Source organism: Roseovarius sp. S88, from assembly GCF_037023735.1.
GTDB classification, from domain to species: Bacteria; Pseudomonadota; Alphaproteobacteria; order Rhodobacterales; family Rhodobacteraceae; genus Roseovarius; species Roseovarius phycicola.
This window is the reverse complement of sequence record NZ_CP146069.1, coordinates 174,492-194,481: the sequence shown is the minus strand read 5'-3', so window position 1 is coordinate 194,481 and position 19,990 is coordinate 174,492. Positions and strand designations below refer to the sequence as shown.

The window sequence follows — 19,990 nt, the reverse complement described above, 5'->3', positions numbered from 1 at the left end:
CGCCTTGAATTTGAACGAGAGGCCATCCTCCTCGGGATCGGTAAAGAACAGGTAAATCCAGAGCGCTTTGCGTTAACCCCGAACGTTGCCAACATCCGCACCGACGCGATACCGACGTAATACCGACGTTGTACCGATGTCGCGATTTCCTTGTTTTGAAGGCGTTAACCCCGATTTGCGACCGGATGCTTTTTGCTTTCTTTCGCAGGCGTTTCAGGCGACGAAGAGGTATGAAGATTTTCGACTTTCTGCGCGGCAACCTGCCCTGGCTTTCAGCGGGAATGTTGCTGACGTTTCTGAGCAGTTTTGGCCAGACATTCTTCATCTCCATCTTCGCCGGAGAAATCCGTGAAACCTTTAGTCTTACACATGGTCAATGGGGCGGCATCTATACGCTGGGCACAGCCGCATCAGCGATGATCATGGTGTGGGCGGGTGGCCTGACGGATCAGTTTCGCGTTCGCACACTTGCCCCGATCATCCTGGTATTACTAGCACTGTCGTGTTTTGCGATGGCGCTGAATCCTGTCTGGTGGGGTCTCATCTTGGTCATCTTTGCGCTGCGCTTCACCGGCCAAGGCATGACCAGCCATATCGCGCTTGTGGCCATGTCTCGCTGGTTTATCGCGACCCGCGGTAAGGCGCTTTCAATTGCAACTTTGGGCTTTGCCATCGGCGAGGCATTGTTACCGCTGATTTTCGTTGCCTTGATGGCGTTTATCGATTGGCGCGTTCTTTGGATGGCAGCGGCGGTTTTGGCACTGTCCGGTATACCGTTTATCCTGAAGCTCCTGACCGAAGAACGCACACCACAATCTGTGGCCGAAAGCAGCCAGACGGCGGGTATGGATGATCGACACTGGACGCGAAATCAAGCCATGGAGCATGGTCTCTTTTGGTTTATGATCCCTGCCCTGCTTGGTCCATCCGCGTTCAACACGGCGTTCTTTTTTCATCAGGTGCATTATGCCGACTTGAAAGGCATCGCACATTTTGAACTTGTTGCGATGTACCCGTTTTACACGGTGGTTGGTATTGTCGCCATGATGGCCTCAGGCTGGGCGCTGGATCGATTTGGCACTGCGCGATTGATCCCGTTTATGCAGTTGCCAATGGTCATTGGTTTCGTGCTTTTTGCGTATGCTGGATCTTACACAGCGCTCTTGTCGGGGTTGTTCTTTTTTGCCCTGACCACCGGGTTCAACACCACATTGCCAAATGCGTTTTGGGCGGAGTTTTACGGCACACGGCACCTGGGATCGATCAAGGCGATGGCCGCAGCTGTGATGGTGTTCGGATCAGCGATTGGTCCTGGATTGACAGGCTGGGGCATCGACATGGGTTTAGGGCTTGAGACGCAATATGTGCTGGTTGCGGTCTACTTTGTGTTCACCACGGGTATGATGTTCATCGGCATTGGCCGCGCCAAACACCGCCTACCGCGTGCGGCGTAGATAAACATAATACGCCCCGCCCCCGCCATGTCGATTGTGGGCCTGAGTGATCTGAAGCACGAGAGAAGACAGAGGGGCCTGGCCCAACCATTGCGGCACCGCATGTCGCAGCACTCCGTCACGAACAGGAATCGGCCCGCCGTTATCGGTATTTTTACCTTTCCCTGTAATAACGAGAACGAGTCGTTTGCCTTCGCTATGGGCAGACATGATGAAACGCGTCAGTCGTGGGTGTGCCTGCGCCAAAGTCATTCCGTGAAGATCAATGCGAGCCTCGGGCTTGAGTTTGCCAGATTTCAAACGCTGATGCGTTTTTTTGTCCATATTGATGGGCTGCTGCGCCACGCGGTCCTGAACCTGCGGCAACACGTCGTTCCTCAGCGAGCTCGATGACGCACCCATGCCGATTTGAAAAGGCTCTTTTATCTGAAAATTTTTGGGGGACAGTTTTTTGGGTTGATCGTTCAGGAAAGTCTCTTTGCGGCCAGCACCGAGTTTGTCAGCCGTTTTCGCGACTTGGTTCCAAAGCGCCAGCTCATCCGGCGTGACTTTCCTGCGGCTCAAAGTCCGGGCTCCGTCTCCATCGCGTAGGCTCTTTGAATGGGAAGAAGTGTGACCATGCGGCCCGGATCCCGAAGGCGCCCGGCTTCGCGGCCCGCTGTGTCGCCGGTGCCCATGAAAACATCGGCACGCTGTGCACCTTTGATGGCAGATCCTGTATCCTGTGCCACCATGAGTCGCCGAATGGGGTTGGCCCCTTCTTTCTCAATCCAAACCGGCGCACCGAGAGGGACGAAAGCCGGATCAACAGCGATCGTGCGGCCGGTTGTGACGGATCGGTTCATTGCCCCTAAAGGACCACGCTCGGCAGGCACGGAATCAACTCTGCGGAAAAAGACATAGGACGGATTTGACCAAAGCAATTCCTGACCCGCCACCGGGTTGCGACGCACCCAGTTCTTAATCACCTGTGCCGACACCTGATGCGCTTCAAACACGCCGCGACGCACAAGCTCGGCACCGATTGACCGATATTCATGACCATTGGCGCCCTGATACCCGACACGGATCATGCGCCCACTTGGCAACTTCACACGCCCTGAGCCTTGTATTTGCAAAAAGAATAGTTCCACCGGGTCGTCGACCCAAGCGATTTCAAGACCTCGGCCTGTCATCACGTTACTGGTCTCAATGACTCGCCTTGGATACCACAACCCGGCATTCACGGACTCTGGTGGCTGTCGATAAAGAGGATATCGATACCGTGCGCTGGGTGACAAAGATCCTGAAAGTTCAGGTTCAAAATACCCGGTGAACAGGGCCGGATCTCCATCTTCGATGATCACAGGTCGAAAGAAAAGTTCGAAAAAGCCTTTTGCATCAGGTTTTTGCTGAGCCAAGGCGCACAATGCTGACCAATCAGGATCGTTGAGATCAGGACATGTAACAAGAAAAGCGTCTAGCGCCTTTTCGTGATCATCCTTGTCCCAGTCTTCCAGGTCTTGAAAATCGACGACTGTGTGGGTGACATCGTTGGAAAAGGCGGCAAATGAGGTGCTGATCACAAAGAGAGAGGCAGCGATCAGGGTCCGTATCATTCGCCCGTCGCGACAAGACGCCAGTTGGGATCATCCGATCCCATGACCCGTTCAAACGTCCAGCTGTCTTTTTGCCGTTTGGATTGACCCGGTTTACCCTCAACAATTTCGCCAGAAGCATCGCGAACAACGGAAACCAACTCGCCAACAAACCGAACTGTGATTTCAGATCGCCCAGTATCTTCGTCGAACTTTGCATCGACCAAACTTGTTTCGCGCACACCTGCGAAGTCGGCTTCAATGCTCAAACCTTGCTCTTGCCGCGAGTCGACAACCTGAGAGAAGGCTTCGAACACGTCCTGCGACAGGAATGGCGCAATCTCGTCCATTTGACCGCGCTCGAATGCCATCAAAATCCACTCGTATGCTTGCTTGGCCCCTTGCAGGAATTCGCTCACGGTAAAACTCGGCTCGGCGCGTTTCATCCCCGAAAGCGCTTCGGCTGCGTCGCTGTCTTCGGCCACATGATCGGAGATATCGTAATCCGGACCACCTTCGATTACTTCGAAATCCTGCCGGCGCGAAGAGCTTTCCACGCTTTTTCTGGGCTGTGGCGGCGCCTCAAACCCATCGCGCGTGCCGAGGACGCTTTTCAGGCGCAAAATCAGGAAAATCGCAATTCCTGCGAGCACCAAAAGCTGAAGTAGCGGCGAATTCATTCTAACCTCTCAAGATGACGAGGATGGAAACATCCCGTGTTCGCACTTATGTAGGTGGTTCACGGGGTCAAGTCCACCTTACGACAAGTTTAAAAATAAGGGGGTTATCAACATGTGGCTGTTTCTGGCGTTTCTCGCTGTTCCGCTGATTGAAATAGCCCTCTTTATTCAGGTTGGCGGATGGATTGGTCTTTGGCCAACTCTGGCCATTGTGGTGTTGACCGCGATTTTAGGAACCTTGCTTGTAAAGTCACAAGGCGCGCTGGCTATGGGTCAATTGCGCAGCTCTTTTTCACGTTTGGATGATCCAACCGAGCCTTTGGCGCATGGGGCGATGATTCTTGTGGCAGGCGCACTACTGTTAACGCCCGGCTTTTTTACCGATGCTTTGGGTTTCGGCCTGTTGGCACCACCGGTTCGCCGGGCGGTGTTCGGCTCTTTGAAAAAACGTATCCATGTTCAGAAGTTTGAAATGGGTGATCGCCCAAGGCAGGATGACCAGCGGCCGCAGGCACCATTTCAAAGTGATGACGTGATCGAAGCAGAGTATCAGGAAGTTCATCCGCCGAAAAAACCAACCCATGGAAATTCTGGCTGGACTAAGCATTGAGGCCCCCTGCCCATCCTGTTAAGCCTGCCGAAACGAGATTTTCCGCTTGGAGTAACACATGGCAGATCAGGAAAACGGTGCGGCTAAACCAGATGCACAACCGCAAGCGCAATCGCAGGAATTGCCAACCGGACCTCAGATGAGTGTTCTGACTCAGTTTATTCGGGACATGTCTTTTGAAAATGTCTTGTCCCAACGTGGTGTTGGCGGCGAAGTGACACCGGATGTGCAAGTTGCCGTGAACCTGGATGCCAAGAAACGGACGGCGGACAATCAATATGAAGTCATGACAAAACTCATTGTGACGTCCCAAAACAAGACCAACCAGGAAAAGTTGTTCCTACTGGAACTGGAATATGTTGGCGTTTTTAGTATCGAAAATGTTCCCGAAGATCAGATGCATCCGTTCTTGTTAATCGAATGTCCTCGTATGCTCTTTCCATTCATGAGGCGCATTGTAAGCGACGTAACACGCGATGGCGGCTTTCCACCCTTGAACCTTGAGACGATTGATTTCGTTCAGCTTTATCGAAATGAGATCATGCGTCGTCAAGCCGAGGTAGCCCAAGCGAAGCCAACTCCAGACGCGTAAGGTTTGCTTTAGACAGTTTTCTTCCAGATTGCTTCTTCACCCAACTTTTCCACAAATGCGGCATGCGCTGCGCGTTCTTCTTGGGTGATACGAAGCGCGAGTTTTGAAGGTCTTGGTTTGGGATGCCATTCGTTGCCGTCCGTCGCTTTTTTGTCGCTCTCAACATGTGCGCCGGCCAAGGTAAAGTCAGGCTGACGGCCGCCGATAAGTTCAAGGTACACTTCCGCAAGGATCTCTGAGTCGAGCAGGGCGCCATGAAGAGTACGATCCGAATTGTCGATGCCAAATCGGCGGCATAGAGCGTCGAGAGACGCGGGTGATCCAGGGAATTTCTTTCGTGCGATGGCCAGTGTATCAATCGCCTGATCCCAAGGCAGCTTGGGCAAATTGAGCCATCCCAGTTCGGCATTTAGAAACTTCATGTCGAAAGCAGCGTTGTGAATGACGAGTTTGGCATCGCCTACGAAATCCAAAAAGTCTTGGACCACCTCGGAGAAGAGCGGTTTATCACGGAGAAAGTCATCCCCGAGACCGTGCACCTCAAATGCTTCGTTTGGCATGGAGCGTTCGGGATTGATGTATTTGTGAAATGTCTTTCCTGTCGGCATGTGATTGGAAAGCTCAACACCACCAATTTCAACGATCCTATCGCCTTGTTCGGGTTCAAATCCGGTGGTTTCCGTGTCGAGTACGATTTCACGCATGGTTCAGCGAAGCTCTTATCTGACTGACAATATCTTGGACCTGCGCCCGTGCATGTTCAAGCGTATCAGTCGTGATCACGAAATCGGCGCGGGCGCGTTTTTCCTCGTCCGGCATTTGGTTGGCCAGAATGGTATCGAGCTGATCCTCGGTCATTGTGCCTCTTTCCAAAACGCGCGCCTTCTGTATGTCTAGATCGACCGTGACACATATAGTCGCATCCATCGACTTGTCAGACCCTGTTTCAAAGAGAAGTGGGATGTCGAGGACACAGATGTCTGCCTTGGTGTGTTCCAAACATTCTGCGCGGTCCTGAGCCACAAGGGGATGCACGATGCGTTCTATTTCTTTCAAAAGGTTTGGATCAGATTTTAGCAAGGTTTTCAGGTTTTCTCGGCTCACTGCGCCATCTTCAATCGCTTCGGGAAGCAGATGGCGCAACGGCTCAACTGCCAATCCGCCCTTGGAATAAAGACGGTGAACCGCGGCATCGGCATCCCAGACATCGCATCCTTCCTCGGCAAAAAGCTTTGCCGTTGTGGATTTGCCCATCCCTATCGAACCGGTCAATCCAAGTTTGAAGGTCATCTGAGCGCCGCAGCGCGTGTGGCGCTGTCAACGTCCGGGCGCACCCCGAACCACCGTTCAAAGGCCGGGACCGCCTGATGCAATAGCATACCCAGACCGTCGACAGTGACGCATCCCATGTCTTCTGCTTCTGCCAGAAGCTTTGTCTTCAGAGGCGCGTAAACCAAATCCGTGACCAAGGTTCCCTTTCGAAGGCCATCCAGCGGCACACGCAAAGGCGGTTTACCGATCATACCAAGTGAAGTCGTGTTCACAACCATGGCCGCCTCTTCCATCATGTTGCCGGCTTGTACCCATTCAACGACCACGAGGCGTTTGCCAAACTCTGTTTTCAATGCTTCGGCCCGGACTCGGGTTCTGTTTGAAATCATGATTTCGGGAACGCCGGTTTCCAGCAGTGCGGATATCACCGCGCGTGCGGCTCCTCCTGCCCCTAGCAATGCTGCAGGTCCTGCCAAAGGATTCCAGCCAGGTGCGTTTTGCCGAAGGTTCCGGACAAACCCCACTCCATCTGTATTGTCCGCATGAATTTTGCCATCCTTGCGAAAGATCAAAGTGTTCGCGGCGCCGATAAGCGTTGCCCGGTCGGTGACAAGGTCTGCGATTTCCAGAATTTTCTCTTTGTGAGGCACTGTGATATTTACGCCAACGAACCCTGCCTTGGGCAAAGATCGAATAACCGTCTCAAGATCATCTGCGCCGACTTCCATCGGGATGTAGTATCCTTTGATGCCATGCGTCTTGAGCCAATGCATATGAATTTGTGGAGACTTGGAGTGTGAAATGGGTGTACCGATCACACCTGCCAATGGAATTCGAGTCTCTGTCATGTTTCCAGCTCTCCCTTGAGGCTGAGATACGACAAAATTTCCAGTAGAGGCAAACCCAAGACAGTAAAATAGTCTCCATTAACCTGAGCAAACAGTCTCACGCCCTCTTCTTCCAGTTTGTAGCAGCCGACCGATTCTCGAATACTGTCCCAATTTCTTTGGACATAGCTTTCAAGATATGAATCGGACATTGTTCGCATGTTCATTCTGACCACACCGACATGCCGCCAGATTGGTTTGCCCTGTTCACAGATGACCGCAGCTGACAAAAGTTCGTGGCGCTGACCATTCATGGCTTTGAGTTGTTCCAAGGCTGCGTCGGGATTTGCTGGTTTAGAAAGCAACGCTCCGTTGAAGCTCAGAACCTGATCACAACCCAAAACTATTTGGTTGGGGCATTTGGAGGAGACTTTGATCGCCTTCATTTCCGCTAGCATGTCTGCGATGTCACGCGGTGATGCGCCTTCCTGAAGCATCGCGTCCTTGATCATGTCTTCATCTATTTGCGCGACTTGTGTCTTAACACTGACGCCTGCATTGCGCAAAAGCTGTGCCCGAACCTTGGAACCAGATGCGAGTAAAAGTGGATAAGACATGTGGACAACCTGTTTGAAAAAGAGCGCGATCTGAGGACCATTTTGAACATAACGTGATTTTTAATGACATCAGGTCAATTGGCGACGTGTTTCCGGAAATTCTCTGAATTTTATGCTACGTGGAAAAGAATAAATGTGAGGGATTTGAAAAGTCTTTTGTTATTTATGTGCACTCGAAAGTATCCACCCGGTTCTGATGGTATAAGTTCGTATAAATTATTGTTAATAAAAACTATTTTTCATATTTTGGAAATCAGAAGACAGTTTTCAACATAGTTATCTACTTGGTTTGGCCTTGTTCAAAACTTTGTAGTTAATTTGTTAATCCACAGAATTCGAAACCCCTACTAAATCATCATCCTTTTTCTTTTCTTATTTTATTTTATAGGAACATGAGAGAAAGGTGGAAACCATGAGTGATACACTGGCTTTGGCATACCCCTGGGTGAAGTCCTTTCATATTATGTCAGTGATAGCCTGGATGGCTGGGTTGTTCTACCTTCCCAGATTGTTTGTCTATCATGTCGAACAGTCCGAACCCGGAGACAGCCGAGACACTGTTTTTCAAACTATGGAACTCAAGCTTCTTCGTGTGATCATGAACCCGGCGATGATTGCGACTTGGGTGTTTGGTCTTTTACTTTTGTTTACGCCTGGCATCGTTGATTGGAGTGCAGCCTGGCCATATGTGAAACTTGGGGCTGTTACGGTCATGACGTGGTTTCATCATTGGCTTGGAAGGCGACGCAAAGACTTTCTGAATGGGACGAATGCCCTGACGGGCAGACAATACAGATTAATGAATGAAGTGCCGACGATCCTGATGGTTTTTATTGTGATCTCGGTCGTCGTGAAGTTCTGATCCGTTGACTCCAAAAGTTCAAACCCTTAGAGACCGCAGTTAGGCGCCCGTTCGGGTAAACCGTTTCCCAAGACTATATCAGAAGACCTGGATCTATTTCCGGGCTAAAGGACATACAATGCCAGAAGATCGTCTGAACCTTTCAGATCTCAAAGCGCATTCGGCCAAAGACTTGTTGTCGATGGCGGAGGAGCTTGAGATTGAAAACGCCTCGACTATGCGGAAGGGCGAAATGATGTTCCAAATCCTGCGTGAACGCGCGGATGAAGGTTGGACAGTTTATGGTGATGGTGTGTTGGAGGTTCTTCAGGACGGGTTCGGGTTTCTTCGATCATCAGAAGCCAACTACCTGCCTGGTCCGGATGATATTTATGTGTCGCCGGATACCATTCGCAAGCATTCGTTGAGGACAGGCGATACTATCGAGGGAGAAATCAAGGCACCTGAGGATAGTGAGAGATACTTTGTCCTCACCTTGGTGACACAGATCAACTTTGAAGAACCTGAACGTGCGAAACACAAGATTGCCTTTGACAATCTGACGCCTCTGTATCCAGACGAGCGTCTTCAGATGGAAGTGGATGATCCAACAGTGAAAGATCGTTCCGCGCGAGTGATCGACCTTGTGGCACCGATTGGCAAAGGCCAGCGATCTTTGATTGTTGCACCTCCGCGAACCGGTAAAACGGTTATTCTTCAGAACATCGCGAGCAGCATTGAGAGGAACCACCCTGAGTGTTATCTCATCGTACTTCTGATCGATGAGCGGCCAGAGGAAGTTACGGACATGCAGCGGTCTGTGAAAGGTGAAGTGATCAGTTCTACTTTCGATGAGCCTGCGTCGCGACACGTGGCTGTTGCAGAGATGGTCATCGAGAAGGCAAAGCGTCTGGTCGAACACAAGCGTGACGTGGTGATTCTTTTGGATTCGATCACCAGACTTGGTCGGGCTTACAACACGGTCGTGCCTTCCTCTGGTAAAGTTCTGACAGGTGGCGTTGATGCCAATGCGCTGCAAAGACCTAAACGGTTTTTCGGGGCGGCGCGGAATATTGAAGAAGGCGGATCCTTGACGATCGTCTCAACCGCGTTGATCGAAACCGGCAGCCGCATGGATGAGGTTATCTTTGAGGAATTCAAAGGTACGGGTAACTCCGAGATTATTCTCGACCGCAAGGTAGCAGACAAACGCGTATTTCCTGCGATCGACATCCTCAAGTCTGGGACACGGAAAGAAGATCTGCTTATCGACAAGATCGATTTGCAGAAAACTTATGTGTTGCGCCGTATTCTCAATCCCATGGGAACCACGGATGCGATCGAGTTCTTACTGTCGAAACTCAAGCAGACGAAAACAAACTCAGAGTTCTTTGACTCTATGAACACCTAATTCACCCCAGAGAGGGTTATATGGATACAATCTTTGCGCTTTCGACGGCTCAGGGAAAGGCTGGGGTATCTGTTGTTCGGGTCTCAGGGCCAGACGCCTATCTGGCAGCGAAGGCGCTGTGTGGTGGCGTTCCGTCGCCTAGGAAATCCTCATTACGTGTTTTGAGAACAGCCGACGGGGGCCGGCTTGATGAGGCGTTGGTGCTCGTCTTTGAAGAGACACAGAGCTTCACCGGGGAAGCGGTCGTAGAGTTTCAATGCCATGGTAGTCTGGCGGTTATCTCTAAGTTACTGGAAACGCTAGGAAAAATGCGGAATTTTCGTTTGGCAGAGCCAGGCGAGTTCACGCGGCGTGCTTTAGAGAATGATCGTTTTGATTTGCCTCAGGTGGAAGGTCTTGCTGATCTGATTGAGGCGGAGACAGAGACACAACGAAGACAGGCGCTTCGGGTGTTTTCGGGGGAGCTCGGTCAGAAAACGGAGCGGTGGCGCCAGAGATTGATACGCGCGGCAGCCCTTATTGAAGCCACTATCGATTTTGCCGATGAGGATGTCCCCGTGGATGTGGCACCGGAAGTTAGTGGTTTGCTGACTAGCGTTCAGGAAGATCTTGAGAAAGAGATTGATGGCTATGCTGCTGCGGAACGGATTCGATCAGGGTTTGAGATCGCAATTGTTGGTCCCCCGAATGTAGGTAAGTCTACCCTGCTGAATTATTTAGCCGGGCGGGATGCGGCGATTACGTCGAGTCATGCTGGGACGACGCGTGACGTTATTGAAGTCAGAATGGACCTCATGGGTCTTCCGGTTACCTTGCTGGATACCGCTGGATTGAGAGACACGTCTGACGAGGTCGAAGCGCTTGGAATTGATCGCGCCAGGCGGAGAGCAGATCAAGCAGACTTGCGTGTAATCCTGGTTGAACATGGGAGTGAGCCAGAGTTGGAGCCTAGAGCGGAAGATCTTGTCTGTGTGGCGAAGACTGATTGTCTGGATCAGTTCAGTGGCCGAGGTGTGTCTGGCAGTACTGGTGCTGGTGTTTCAGAACTTGTTCGAGAAATTGGTGAACGACTAGGCAACAGGGTTGCGGATGGCGGACTTGCTATTCGAGAGAGACATCGGGATGCTTTGATTCGAGGCAACAGATCTTTAAGACGAGCCATTATTTCGGTTTCATCTGGTCTTGAAAACTCGGAACTGTGCTCGGAAGATATACGTTGTACAATACGTGCACTAGACTCGCTGATTGGTCGCGTGGATATCGAGAATGTGCTCGATGAGATTTTTGCGAGTTTTTGTTTAGGAAAATAGCGGAGTGTTTCACGTGAAACATTTTGATGTTCTTGTAATTGGCGGAGGTCATGCTGGTGCTGATGCGGCACACGCTGCGGCTAGGATGGGTGTCCGAACCGGTTTGGTGACACTGACCAAGGATTCGATAGGCGTCATGTCGTGCAACCCTGCTATTGGAGGTTTGGGTAAAGGCCATTTGGTGAGAGAAATTGATGCTCTTGATGGCGTAATGGGCCGTGTTGCAGATAAAGCTGGAATTCAGTTTCGGCTGTTGAACAGACGTAAAGGCCCGGCGGTTCAGGGTCCTAGAACCCAGGCTGATCGAAAGATCTACCGTTCTGAAATGCAGCGGGAGATCGAAAGTCAGCCCAACTTGTTGGTAATTGAAGGCGAAGCCGCTGATTTTCTTATGGATGGGGAAACGGTCAGCGGGGTGGTCTTATCTGATGGCAGCGAAATCGCGGCGCGGAATGTTATCCTCACCACTGGAACGTTTCTGCGGGGTGTTATTCATATCGGGGATCGTTCTGTTCCGGGCGGTCGCATGGGGGAGAATCCATCAATCCGTCTGGCTGAGCGTATTGATTCCTTTGACCTTCCGTTGGGTCGTTTGAAGACGGGTACGCCCCCGCGTTTGAGTGGCGCTTCGATTGATTGGTCGGACCTTGAGATGCAGCCGGCGGATGATGATCCAACGTTGTTTTCGTTTTTATCTAAGGGCATTCATGCGGAACAAGTTTCGTGCGGGATTACGTACACGAACGAAAGAACGCATAATCTGATCCGGACTAACCTGGATCGATCTGCGATGTATGGGGGGCATATTGATGGTATTGGGCCAAGATACTGCCCGTCGATTGAAGACAAGATTGTACGTTTCGCGGATAAGTCATCACATCAGATTTTTCTAGAGCCAGAGAGCCTTTCGGATGATGTGGTCTATCCAAACGGAATTTCGACATCTTTGCCTGAGGACGTGCAACAGCAGTACGTTAATTCAATTGCCGGGTTGGAGAACGCAGAGATTCTTCAGCCGGGGTATGCCATAGAGTATGACTATGTTGACCCCAGGGCGCTAGAGTCGACGTTGGCAGTTTCATCTGTTCCCGGGTTGTACTTGGCAGGTCAGATAAATGGAACCACTGGGTATGAGGAGGCGGCCGCTCAAGGCGTTGTTGCTGGATTGAATGCAGCCTTGAACGCGTTGGGTCGTGATCCGGTGACGTTCAGTCGAATGAACAGCTACATTGGTGTTATGATTGACGATTTGACAACCAGAGGCGTTTCGGAGCCCTATCGGATGTTTACGTCGCGTGCCGAGTTCCGCCTCTCGTTGCGTGCTGATAATGCAGATCAAAGATTGTCCCCGCTTGGGGTTGAACTTGGCTGCGTCAGTGAACATAGGCGGGCTGTTTTTGAAGACAAGTCTGAACGTCTTGCCGCTGGTCGAGTTGACCTGGAGACACGTACCTATACGGCTAAAGAATTGAAAGAGGCGGGTCTGTCCGTAAATCAAGACGGGCCTCGCCGGTCGGCATTTCACCTTCTCTCTTTTCCAGATGTTGATTTCAATAAACTGATGGAGCTTGATGGCTCTTTGTCAGCCATTGATGTGGAAATCCAAAACCAGCTGGAAATAGATGCTTTGTATGCGAATTACATAGAGCGCCAAAGGCGGGATGCGGAGCAATTGAAGCGTGACGAGGCTCATGTGATCCCTGCCGGGTTTGAGTACTCAAACATTGATGGGCTGTCTAATGAGCTAAAATCGAAGTTGTCACAGGTACGGCCCGAGAATCTCGGGCAAGCATCAAGGATTGATGGCATGACGCCAGCGGCGTTGACGTTGTTGCTTGCGAGATTGCGCAACAAGACAAGGAGCAAGAGCGCTTGATTTCCAATGGGCTTTTGAATGTTTCACGTGAAACAATGGAGCGTTTGAAGCAGTATGTTGCGCTTTTGGAAAAGTGGAATCCGCGAATAAACTTGGTGGCAAAATCCACAATCCGTAATGCTTGGGCGCGCCACATCCTCGATTCCGCACAAATTTTTGAGATCCCGCCTCGCCCCGTTCGGCATTGGGTCGATCTTGGTTCGGGGGCGGGTTCCCGGGAATGGTGATCGCAGCGCTGTCTCATGAACATGACGCACAGATTCAAGTGACATTGGTTGAAAGCGATGTAAGGAAGTCAGTTTTTCTCAAAACCGTTGCGAGAGAACTGGATTTGCGTGTGCACGTCGAGAACCAAAGAATTGAGAACCTGGACTCGCTCAGTGCAGATGTCGTTTCGGCGCGTGCGCTGGCAGATTTGAGCGCGCTTTTGTGTTTGTCGAACAGACACTTATCGAAGGATGGGATGATGATTTTTCTGAAGGGGAAAAATTGGAGCTCGGAAGTCGAAAAAGCACAATCTGAGTGGAACTTTGAACATCAAATTGTTAAAAGCAAGACGAGCGAAGGCTCGATCATTCTTTGCGTTTCAGGAGCACACCGTGTCTGATCCGACGCGTTCTTACGAACCTAAAATTATTGCAGTTGCCAATCAAAAAGGCGGCGTTGGAAAAACAACGACAACGATTAATTTGGGCGCAGCTCTCGCAGAGCTTGGTCGGCGCGTACTCATCGTTGACTTGGATCCGCAAGGAAATGCATCGACTGGGCTGGGAATTGAACCAGATGATCGCACATTCACCACATATGAGCTTTTGCTGGAAGAGATAGAGCTCAAAAAGGTCATTCTCGATACATCGCAGCGCGGTTTGAAAATCATCCCTGCCACCGTTGACCTTAGCTCGGCTGATATGGAGCTTATCGCCAACGAAAAAAGAAGTTTCCTGCTTCATGACGCGTTGCGTCAGCCCGCTATGGAGGGGTTTGCCTTCGACTTTATCTTGATCGATTGCCCTCCGTCTCTGAATCTATTGACGGTCAATGCGATGGTAGCAGCTCATTCAGTTCTGGTTCCGCTTCAATCTGAGTTTTTCGCTTTGGAAGGTCTTTCGCAATTGATGCTTAGTGTTCGGGAAGTCCGTCAAACTGCCAATCCCGAGCTTAGGATTGAGGGAGTGGTGCTTACGATGTTTGATGGGCGCAACAATCTGTCGTCTTTGGTTGAAAAGGACGCAAGGGACAATCTTGGAGATCTCGTTTTCAAAACACGAATCCCAAGAAACGTTCGTGTTAGTGAAGCACCATCTTTTGCTATGCCGGTACTCTCTTATGATCCGACCTCGAAGGGTGCTTCGGCGTACAGGGATTTGGCGAAAGAATTGATGAAGAATAACGTGCGGAAAGCGGCATAGACAAAGCAGGATAGAGACATGGCAGAAAAGAAATCAAAAAGAGGGCTGGGACGCGGTCTTTCAGCTTTGATGGCTGATGTGGCAGAAAATCCTGGCACTTCCGCCGAGCGTCCAAAGGATGCAGATCGAACCCTGCCAGTTGAGAATATTGAGCCAAATCCAGATCAACCTCGTCGGGACTTTGACAAAGGCCCGCTCGAGGACCTAGCGGCTTCCATCAAAGAGAAGGGCATAATACAACCATTGATAGTACGCGTGAGTCCACGCGATGCACGCAGATATGAGATCGTCGCTGGCGAGAGGCGATGGCGTGCGGCGCAGATGGCGCAACTTCACGAAGTGCCGGTTTTGGTGCGGGAGTTCGATGACACCGAGGTCCTTGAAGTTGCGATCATCGAAAACATTCAACGAGCGGACTTGAATCCTGTTGAAGAAGCCGCGGGCTACAGCCAGTTGATGGAGCGTTTCGGTCATACGCAGGAAAAACTCGCCACAGCACTTGGGAAAAGCCGAAGTCACATCGCAAACTTGATGCGCTTGCTCAATCTCCCAAACGAAGTGCAAGCTTTCCTACGGGACGGCTCTCTCTCTGCTGGTCATGCCCGAGCATTGGTGACTGCTGATGATCCGGTTTCTTTGGCCAAGCACATAATCAAGAATGGACTATCGGTCAGAGACGCAGAAAAATTAGTGAAATCAAGCCATAATGCAAAAATGAAGGACAAGACTGCATCTCAACGATCCAGTGACAAGGATGCAGACACAGTGGCGCTTGAAGGCGACTTGTCGGCAAGCCTAGGAATGAAAGTTTCTTTGTCGCACAAGGCAGGTCAGGAAAGTGGGCAGCTTACTATTACTTACGACAGCTTTGAACAGTTAGACGAACTTTGTCAGAAGTTAACTGTCAGTGACTAGGTCTGCTCCAGATAAATGCGAGCACAAACGACAGCACGACCGCTTGAATTCCCAAGATTATCCAGCCGAGTTTGAAGAGTAGAGATATTCCAAAAACGACCGCGATCGATGCGGTCGCGAGGCGTTTTGCGGCGCTTCGTATGACACCTCGGTCTCTCCAATCTAACACAGGTGGACCAATGGTTGGATGGTTCAACATCCAATGGTGAAGACGGTCAGATGATCGCGCAAAACAAAAGGCGGCTAGCAACCATAGCGGGACTGTAGGCAACAAAGGAAGAAATGCTCCGATCGCTCCAAACCCTAAGCACAACACGCCCAAGCCAAGGTACAAAAACCGCATATCAATTTGGCATCAGAGTTCTAATTACAGAATTGAGCATCAAGCGCCCCTTTGCGGTTGTTCGCAGGTGATTTCCAACCGTTTCCACTAATTCCAGTTCCAGCAACTCCCTGAGGCCAGCCTCAGAATATGGTGTGCAGTGCAACGCCTTCAACCTGTTCAAATCGACACCCTCAGTCAACCTAAGTCCCATCATCAAGGATTCAGAAGACTGTTCCGAGACCGGCAATTTGTATCGTTTCTTTTCCGGCGTTCCTTTCGTAACCTCTGACAGCCACTTGTATGGTTGAGACCAGCACTCCGTTGCAAATTTTTCTGTTCCCACAGTAATGCGACCATGTGCTCCTGGGCCTATTCCAACGTAATCCCCGTATCGCCAATAAATCACGTTATGACGTGACTCTGAGCCAAGTTTGGCATGATTAGACACTTCATATGCGGGCAAACCCATAGACTCACAGATGTCCTGGGTTACCTCAAACATGTCTGCAGCCAGATCTTCATCAGGAAGACCTTTCAACCCACCGATCGCCTTGCGATCCCAAAAAGCCGTGCCTGGTTCGACGGTCAGCTGGTAGAGCGATATATGATCCACCGCCATGGACAACGCCTCGCGCAATTCTGTTTCCCAGGAAGACAGTGTTTGGTCCTGTCTGGCGTATATCAGATCAAAACTCACCCGATCAAAAACAGAACGCGCAATGCCGAATGCCTTTTTTGCATCGCTTGCAGTGTGTAGACGACCCAAGCGTTTCAAATCATGGTCATTTAGTGCCTGAATACCCAAAGAAATACGATTGACGCCACCTTTTGCGAAATCACTAAATCGTTTGGCCTCTACTGAACTCGGATTGGCTTCAAGAGTGACTTCCAAATCATTCGCGACGGGCCAAGTTTTTTGGACGCGTTCCAAAACAGCATCAACCAGAAAAGGTTCCATTAAACTTGGGGTTCCTCCGCCGAAAAATACCGAGTCTAAAAAACGTTTTGGAAGCAGGCGCCCATACCGATCAATTTCTGAGAGATAAGCGCTAAGCCATTGCTTTTGATCCACTTTTGCCTGAACGTGACTATTGAAATCACAGTATGGACATTTGGACTCGCAAAAGGGCCAATGGATATAAAGACCGAACCCTCCGTGTCGCCAATCTTCAGTCAAAACAGCCCTTAACCAGTTTTGCAAACGCATCCGCGCGGTGGCTGATTTTATTTTTCTCCCATCGGTCCATTTCACCGAAGGTTTGAGTATAGTCGATTGGTTGAAAAATCGGATCATATCCATGGCCTTCTGACCCGCGCATCGGCCAAACAATGTGCCCTTCAATGTAGCCAGGAAAAACTTCGTCGTGTTTATCCGGCCACGCTAGGACCAAAGTACAACAAAATCGAGCAGACCAAGGTTCGCTTACACCTGATGCAACCAGCCTTGCATGCGTCTTCGTCATTGCCATCTTAAAGTCACGACCAGAGTCTGTTTCAGCCCAATTCGCCGTGTAGACACCAGGCTCTCCTCCGAGGGCATCAATTTCAATACCTGAATCATCCGCCAATGCAGGTAGCCCGGTGGCCTGAGCAGCAGCATGCGCTTTGATGCGAGCGTTTTCGACGAACGAAGTTTCGGTTTCATCAGGCTCGTCCAGGTTCATTTGCGCCGCACCTATGACTTTTACATCATAGGCTTCGAGCAAGTTCGAGATCTCCTCAAGCTTACCATTGTTATGAGTCGCCACCAAAAGTTCCTTGTCGGAAAACTTACGCACTAGTCGCTGCCTTTTGTGCGCTTACAAGCTCGCTAACACCCTTTTCAGCCAACTCCATCAGCTGATCCATCTGAGTTTTGCTGAATGTCGAGCCTTCGGCGCTCATTTGAACCTCAATCAGTTGACCTGACCCGGTCATAATGAAGTTGCCATCCACTCCCGCGGAACTGTCTTCCGGATAGTCCAGATCAAGCACCGGCTGCCCTGCGTAAATGCCACAGCTAACCGCCGCCACAGGATCAATGAGCGGATCTGTCACAACTTCACCTGACTTGAGCAACTGATTCACAGCCAAGCGAAGCGCGACCCACCCTCCTGTGACTGAAGCGCACCGTGTACCACCGTCGGCCTGTATCACGTCGCAATCAATGGTAATCTGACGTTCGCCCAATGCCACTCGATCAACACCAGCGCGTAAACTGCGTCCGATGAGGCGTTGAATTTCAACTGTGCGACCACCTTGCTTGCCTGCAGACGCCTCACGGCGCATTCGACTCGACGTAGATCTGGGCAACATACCGTATTCCGCGGTCACCCAGCCAAGTCCGGAACCTTTGATAAAAGGAGGAACACGGTCTTCCAGTGTTGCTGTGCACAAGACATGGGTGTCGCCCATTCGTATCATGCAGGAGCCTTCGGCGTGTTTTGTGACACCAGTCTCAATTGAAACCATTCGCAATTCGTCTAAGTCTCTACCTGAGGGCCGCATGCGAGAACTCCTTTGCTGCCCGTCTGAGATACAGGTGAGGCGTTCCGGTTAGCAACCCCGATTGACCTTTTCGGCACGGCGATTTTAATGGCAAGCCAGAATCAACCGATGAGCACCATGGAAAACACCCTTCATGTCCTTGAAGAGATGAACGATCGGTCGCGCGAAGTTTTTCGGCGTGTGGTTGAATCCTATCTCGCTACTGGGGATCCCGTGGGGTCACGGACATTGACGCGTGGGATGTCAGAAAAAGTGTCCGCCGCAACCATTCGCAATGTGATGCAAGATCTGGAATATCTCGGATTACTTGACAGTCCTCACGTGTCCGCCGGTCGGGTGCCGACACAACAAGGTTTGCGCATGTTCGTGGACGGTTTGTTGGAAGTTCGCAATGTTGAAGAAACCGATCGAGAGACGATTGACGCCACGCTAGGGTCCAACTCTGACGACATGTCAGGCGCTTTGGACCGCATAGGGTCGGCTTTGTCTGGTGTCACTCAGGGCGCGTCTCTGGTCTTGTCGCCAAAACACGAGGCACCGATAAAGCACATCGAATTTGTCAGCCTCGGTCCGGATCGCGCATTGGTCGTGCTGGTTTTTGCTGATGGTCATGTTGAAAACAGAATATTCCATCCACCGGCAGGTCAGACACCCAGCGCCATGCGGGAAGCTGCAAACTTTCTCAACAGCATGATCGAAGGGCGTACAGTCTCGGAACTACAGACTGTTATCGCCACTCAAATCGAAGCGCGGCGTCAGGAAGTTGACCAGTTGGCGCATCAACTTGTTGAAAGCGGATTGGCTGTCTGGGATGGCGAAGCAGATACCTATGAACGTCTGATCGTGCGCGGGCGTTCAAACCTTCTCGAATCTGATGCCGACGAAGGGGAATTGGACCGCATAAGGACGCTGTTTGATGATCTGGAACGCAAACGTGACATCGCAGAATTTCTGGAATTGACGGACCAGGGCGAAGGTGTGCGCATTTTTATTGGTTCAGAGAACAAACTTTTCTCACTTTCGGGTTCCTCTTTGGTTGTATCTCCATATATGAACTCTGATCGAAAGATTGTGGGCGCGGTTGGCGTTATTGGACCAACTCGTCTGAACTATGGACGCATTGTTCCAATTGTTGATTATACGGCGCAGCTTGTCGGTAAGCTGATCGCTGACCGAAGTTAGAGGGTAGACATGGCTGAGTCGAAAGAAGAGCAGTTCCTGGACGACATCGAGCAAGCAGAAGCAGAAGAGCAATCTGTCGTACTTGATGATGTGATCGAGACGCCTGAAGACCAAATCGAACAGCTGCGTATCGAGCGCGACGCTTTGCAAGACAAGTTCATGCGCGCCCTTGCCGATGCCGAAAATGCACGAAAACGTGCACAGAAAGATCGAATGGAAGCGGAGAACTATGGTGGTTCCAAGCTGTCTCGTGATTTGCTTCCAGTCTTCGACAACATGAAGCGAGCCGTGGAGTCCGTCACTGTTGATCAGCGCGAAGCTGCTGGTGCATTGATCGAAGGGATTGAGCTTACCATGCGTGAGCTTATCAATGTGTTTGGCAAACATGGGATCCGGATGATTAGTCCCGAGGTTGGCGATAAATTTGACCCTCAAGAGCACGAAGCCATGTTCGAAGCACCCGTTCCTGGAACAAAAGCAGGCGAAATTATCCAAGTTTCCGCCCAAGGGTTTATGTTGCATGATCGCATCTTGCGGCCTGCGCAGGTAGGCGTTTCGTCAAACCCGGGTTGATACCTGATGCTGTTACGCGCTCTTAAGGAGCC

22 protein-coding genes and 1 pseudogene are annotated in these 19,990 nt (G+C 50.9%); 12 read left to right on the top strand and 11 right to left on the bottom strand.

All coding sequences use genetic code 11. The features are described 5' to 3' along the window. Window positions 1-230: 230 nt before the first annotated feature. Entirely contained in the window at window positions 231-1,454 is a 1,224-nt protein-coding gene (locus tag RZ517_RS00915; RefSeq protein ID WP_338549620.1) for an MFS transporter, read from the top strand. On the opposite strand, the gene RZ517_RS00910 is transcribed toward RZ517_RS00915, so the two are convergent. From RZ517_RS00910 to RZ517_RS00900, 3 genes are read right to left on the bottom strand one after another with little or no spacing between them, the layout of a single operon-like run. After that, window positions 1,437-2,018: a Smr/MutS family protein gene (locus tag RZ517_RS00910; protein WP_338549619.1), complete on the bottom strand. Its 582-nt coding sequence runs from the start codon at window positions 2,016-2,018 to the stop codon at window positions 1,437-1,439. The genes RZ517_RS00915 and RZ517_RS00910 overlap by 18 nt on opposite strands. Continuing rightward, window positions 2,015-3,052 carry a murein transglycosylase A gene (locus RZ517_RS00905; RefSeq protein WP_338549618.1) on the bottom strand — a complete coding sequence of 346 codons (1,038 nt, stop codon included), beginning with the start codon at window positions 3,050-3,052 and terminating at the stop codon, window positions 2,015-2,017. The genes RZ517_RS00910 and RZ517_RS00905 overlap by 4 nt, the downstream gene beginning before the upstream one ends. Further along, window positions 3,049-3,711: a Tim44/TimA family putative adaptor protein gene (locus RZ517_RS00900; RefSeq protein WP_338549617.1), complete on the bottom strand. Its 663-nt coding sequence runs from the start codon at window positions 3,709-3,711 to the stop codon at window positions 3,049-3,051. Before RZ517_RS00900 ends, RZ517_RS00905 begins: the two co-directional genes overlap by 4 nt. Window positions 3,712-3,823: 112 nt before the next feature. Between RZ517_RS00900 and RZ517_RS00895 the strand changes: the two genes are divergently transcribed. Continuing rightward, entirely contained in the window at window positions 3,824-4,321 is a 498-nt protein-coding gene (locus tag RZ517_RS00895) for an FxsA family protein (protein WP_338549615.1), read from the top strand. Window positions 4,322-4,379: 58 nt separating this feature from the next. Then, complete coding sequence (gene secB, locus RZ517_RS00890) at window positions 4,380-4,913, top strand: protein-export chaperone SecB (RefSeq protein ID WP_338549614.1); 534 nt, start codon at window positions 4,380-4,382, stop codon at window positions 4,911-4,913. An 8-nt stretch (window positions 4,914-4,921) separates the two neighbouring features. On the opposite strand, the gene dnaQ is transcribed toward secB, so the two are convergent. From dnaQ to RZ517_RS00870, 4 genes are read right to left on the bottom strand one after another with little or no spacing between them, the layout of a single operon-like run. Continuing rightward, window positions 4,922-5,617, bottom strand: coding sequence for a DNA polymerase III subunit epsilon (dnaQ, locus tag RZ517_RS00885; protein WP_338549613.1), 696 nt, complete (start codon window positions 5,615-5,617; stop codon window positions 4,922-4,924). Then, window positions 5,610-6,203 carry a dephospho-CoA kinase gene (coaE, locus tag RZ517_RS00880; RefSeq protein ID WP_338549612.1) on the bottom strand — a complete coding sequence of 198 codons (594 nt, stop codon included), beginning with the start codon at window positions 6,201-6,203 and terminating at the stop codon, window positions 5,610-5,612. The genes dnaQ and coaE overlap by 8 nt, the downstream gene beginning before the upstream one ends. Beyond that, window positions 6,200-7,033, bottom strand: coding sequence for a shikimate dehydrogenase (locus RZ517_RS00875; RefSeq protein ID WP_338549611.1), 834 nt, complete (start codon window positions 7,031-7,033; stop codon window positions 6,200-6,202). Before RZ517_RS00875 ends, coaE begins: the two co-directional genes overlap by 4 nt. Continuing rightward, window positions 7,030-7,629 (bottom strand): Maf family protein, encoded by a 600-nt coding sequence (locus RZ517_RS00870; protein WP_338549610.1) that lies wholly within the window; start codon window positions 7,627-7,629, stop codon window positions 7,030-7,032. Before RZ517_RS00870 ends, RZ517_RS00875 begins: the two co-directional genes overlap by 4 nt. Before the next feature lie 412 nt (window positions 7,630-8,041). Between RZ517_RS00870 and hemJ the strand changes: the two genes are divergently transcribed. From hemJ to RZ517_RS00830, 7 genes and pseudogenes are all read left to right on the top strand, one after another. Next, on the top strand, window positions 8,042-8,491 hold the full coding sequence (gene hemJ, locus RZ517_RS00865; RefSeq protein ID WP_338549609.1) for a protoporphyrinogen oxidase HemJ: 450 nt from the start codon (window positions 8,042-8,044) through the stop codon (window positions 8,489-8,491). Window positions 8,492-8,609: 118 nt separating this feature from the next. Beyond that, on the top strand, window positions 8,610-9,881 hold the full coding sequence (gene rho / locus RZ517_RS00860; protein WP_338549608.1) for a transcription termination factor Rho: 1,272 nt from the start codon (window positions 8,610-8,612) through the stop codon (window positions 9,879-9,881). Window positions 9,882-9,901: 20 nt separating this feature from the next. Further along, window positions 9,902-11,191 carry a tRNA uridine-5-carboxymethylaminomethyl(34) synthesis GTPase MnmE gene (gene mnmE, locus RZ517_RS00855; RefSeq protein ID WP_338549607.1) on the top strand — a complete coding sequence of 430 codons (1,290 nt, stop codon included), beginning with the start codon at window positions 9,902-9,904 and terminating at the stop codon, window positions 11,189-11,191. Window positions 11,192-11,204: 13 nt separating this feature from the next. Beyond that, window positions 11,205-13,067, top strand: coding sequence for a tRNA uridine-5-carboxymethylaminomethyl(34) synthesis enzyme MnmG (gene mnmG, locus RZ517_RS00850; RefSeq protein ID WP_338549606.1), 1,863 nt, complete (start codon window positions 11,205-11,207; stop codon window positions 13,065-13,067). A 35-nt stretch (window positions 13,068-13,102) separates the two neighbouring features. Next, window positions 13,103-13,674 (top strand): annotated as a pseudogene (rsmG, locus tag RZ517_RS00840) (16S rRNA (guanine(527)-N(7))-methyltransferase RsmG). Next, the gene (locus RZ517_RS00835; protein WP_338549604.1) at window positions 13,667-14,476 is read left to right on the top strand and encodes a ParA family protein; all 810 of its coding nucleotides are present in this window, start codon (window positions 13,667-13,669) and stop codon (window positions 14,474-14,476) included. The pseudogene rsmG and the gene RZ517_RS00835 overlap by 8 nt, the downstream one beginning before the upstream one ends. 18 nt (window positions 14,477-14,494) lie before the next feature. After that, window positions 14,495-15,391, top strand: coding sequence for a ParB/RepB/Spo0J family partition protein (locus RZ517_RS00830; protein ID WP_338549603.1), 897 nt, complete (start codon window positions 14,495-14,497; stop codon window positions 15,389-15,391). Here RZ517_RS00830 and RZ517_RS00825 read toward each other — a convergent pair. Genes RZ517_RS00825 through rph form a run of 4 tightly spaced genes read right to left on the bottom strand, consistent with a single transcriptional unit; the run spans window position 15,381 to window position 18,203 of the window. Continuing rightward, window positions 15,381-15,734, bottom strand: coding sequence for a YbaN family protein (locus RZ517_RS00825; RefSeq protein WP_338549602.1), 354 nt, complete (start codon window positions 15,732-15,734; stop codon window positions 15,381-15,383). The two genes, RZ517_RS00830 and RZ517_RS00825, sit on opposite strands and share 11 nt — an antisense overlap. A 1-nt stretch (window position 15,735) precedes the next feature. Then, the gene (gene hemW / locus RZ517_RS00820; RefSeq protein WP_338551205.1) at window positions 15,736-16,923 is read right to left on the bottom strand and encodes a radical SAM family heme chaperone HemW; all 1,188 of its coding nucleotides are present in this window, start codon (window positions 16,921-16,923) and stop codon (window positions 15,736-15,738) included. Beyond that, complete coding sequence (rdgB, locus tag RZ517_RS00815) at window positions 16,886-17,494, bottom strand: RdgB/HAM1 family non-canonical purine NTP pyrophosphatase (protein ID WP_338549601.1); 609 nt, start codon at window positions 17,492-17,494, stop codon at window positions 16,886-16,888. Before rdgB ends, hemW begins: the two co-directional genes overlap by 38 nt. Then, a complete protein-coding gene (gene rph, locus RZ517_RS00810; protein WP_338549600.1) occupies window positions 17,487-18,203 on the bottom strand; it encodes a ribonuclease PH in 717 nt (238 codons plus the stop codon). Before rph ends, rdgB begins: the two co-directional genes overlap by 8 nt. 117 nt (window positions 18,204-18,320) lie before the next feature. Between rph and hrcA the strand changes: the two genes are divergently transcribed. Together hrcA and RZ517_RS00800 are read left to right on the top strand one after the other, a co-directional pair. Further along, window positions 18,321-19,385: a heat-inducible transcriptional repressor HrcA gene (gene hrcA, locus RZ517_RS00805; RefSeq protein ID WP_338551204.1), complete on the top strand. Its 1,065-nt coding sequence runs from the start codon at window positions 18,321-18,323 to the stop codon at window positions 19,383-19,385. 9 nt (window positions 19,386-19,394) lie between these two features. After that, entirely contained in the window at window positions 19,395-19,958 is a 564-nt protein-coding gene (locus tag RZ517_RS00800; protein ID WP_338549599.1) for a nucleotide exchange factor GrpE, read from the top strand. Window positions 19,959-19,990 lie beyond the last annotated feature (32 nt).

Excerpts from the sequence above, each read along its gene's own strand:
- hemW (WP_338551205.1), bottom strand. The coding sequence starts at position 16,923 with ATGCGTTTGCAAAACTGGTTAAGGGCTGTTTTGACTGAAGATTGGCGA.
- RZ517_RS00915 (WP_338549620.1), top strand. The coding sequence starts at position 231 with ATGAAGATTTTCGACTTTCTGCGCGGCAACCTGCCCTGGCTTTCAGCG.
- hemJ (WP_338549609.1), top strand. The coding sequence starts at position 8,042 with ATGAGTGATACACTGGCTTTGGCATACCCCTGGGTGAAGTCCTTTCAT.
- rph (WP_338549600.1), bottom strand. The coding sequence starts at position 18,203 with ATGCGGCCCTCAGGTAGAGACTTAGACGAATTGCGAATGGTTTCAATT.
- RZ517_RS00825 (WP_338549602.1), bottom strand. The coding sequence starts at position 15,734 with ATGCGGTTTTTGTACCTTGGCTTGGGCGTGTTGTGCTTAGGGTTTGGA.
- dnaQ (WP_338549613.1), bottom strand. The coding sequence starts at position 5,617 with ATGCGTGAAATCGTACTCGACACGGAAACCACCGGATTTGAACCCGAA.
- RZ517_RS00895 (WP_338549615.1), top strand. The coding sequence starts at position 3,824 with ATGTGGCTGTTTCTGGCGTTTCTCGCTGTTCCGCTGATTGAAATAGCC.
- mnmE (WP_338549607.1), top strand. The coding sequence starts at position 9,902 with ATGGATACAATCTTTGCGCTTTCGACGGCTCAGGGAAAGGCTGGGGTA.
- RZ517_RS00830 (WP_338549603.1), top strand. The coding sequence starts at position 14,495 with ATGGCAGAAAAGAAATCAAAAAGAGGGCTGGGACGCGGTCTTTCAGCT.
- secB (WP_338549614.1), top strand. The coding sequence starts at position 4,380 with ATGGCAGATCAGGAAAACGGTGCGGCTAAACCAGATGCACAACCGCAA.
- RZ517_RS00800 (WP_338549599.1), top strand. The coding sequence starts at position 19,395 with ATGGCTGAGTCGAAAGAAGAGCAGTTCCTGGACGACATCGAGCAAGCA.
- RZ517_RS00905 (WP_338549618.1), bottom strand. The coding sequence starts at position 3,052 with ATGATACGGACCCTGATCGCTGCCTCTCTCTTTGTGATCAGCACCTCA.
- coaE (WP_338549612.1), bottom strand. The coding sequence starts at position 6,203 with ATGACCTTCAAACTTGGATTGACCGGTTCGATAGGGATGGGCAAATCC.
- rho (WP_338549608.1), top strand. The coding sequence starts at position 8,610 with ATGCCAGAAGATCGTCTGAACCTTTCAGATCTCAAAGCGCATTCGGCC.
- RZ517_RS00900 (WP_338549617.1), bottom strand. The coding sequence starts at position 3,711 with ATGAATTCGCCGCTACTTCAGCTTTTGGTGCTCGCAGGAATTGCGATT.
- hrcA (WP_338551204.1), top strand. The coding sequence starts at position 18,321 with ATGGAAAACACCCTTCATGTCCTTGAAGAGATGAACGATCGGTCGCGC.
- RZ517_RS00870 (WP_338549610.1), bottom strand. The coding sequence starts at position 7,629 with ATGTCTTATCCACTTTTACTCGCATCTGGTTCCAAGGTTCGGGCACAG.
- RZ517_RS00875 (WP_338549611.1), bottom strand. The coding sequence starts at position 7,033 with ATGACAGAGACTCGAATTCCATTGGCAGGTGTGATCGGTACACCCATT.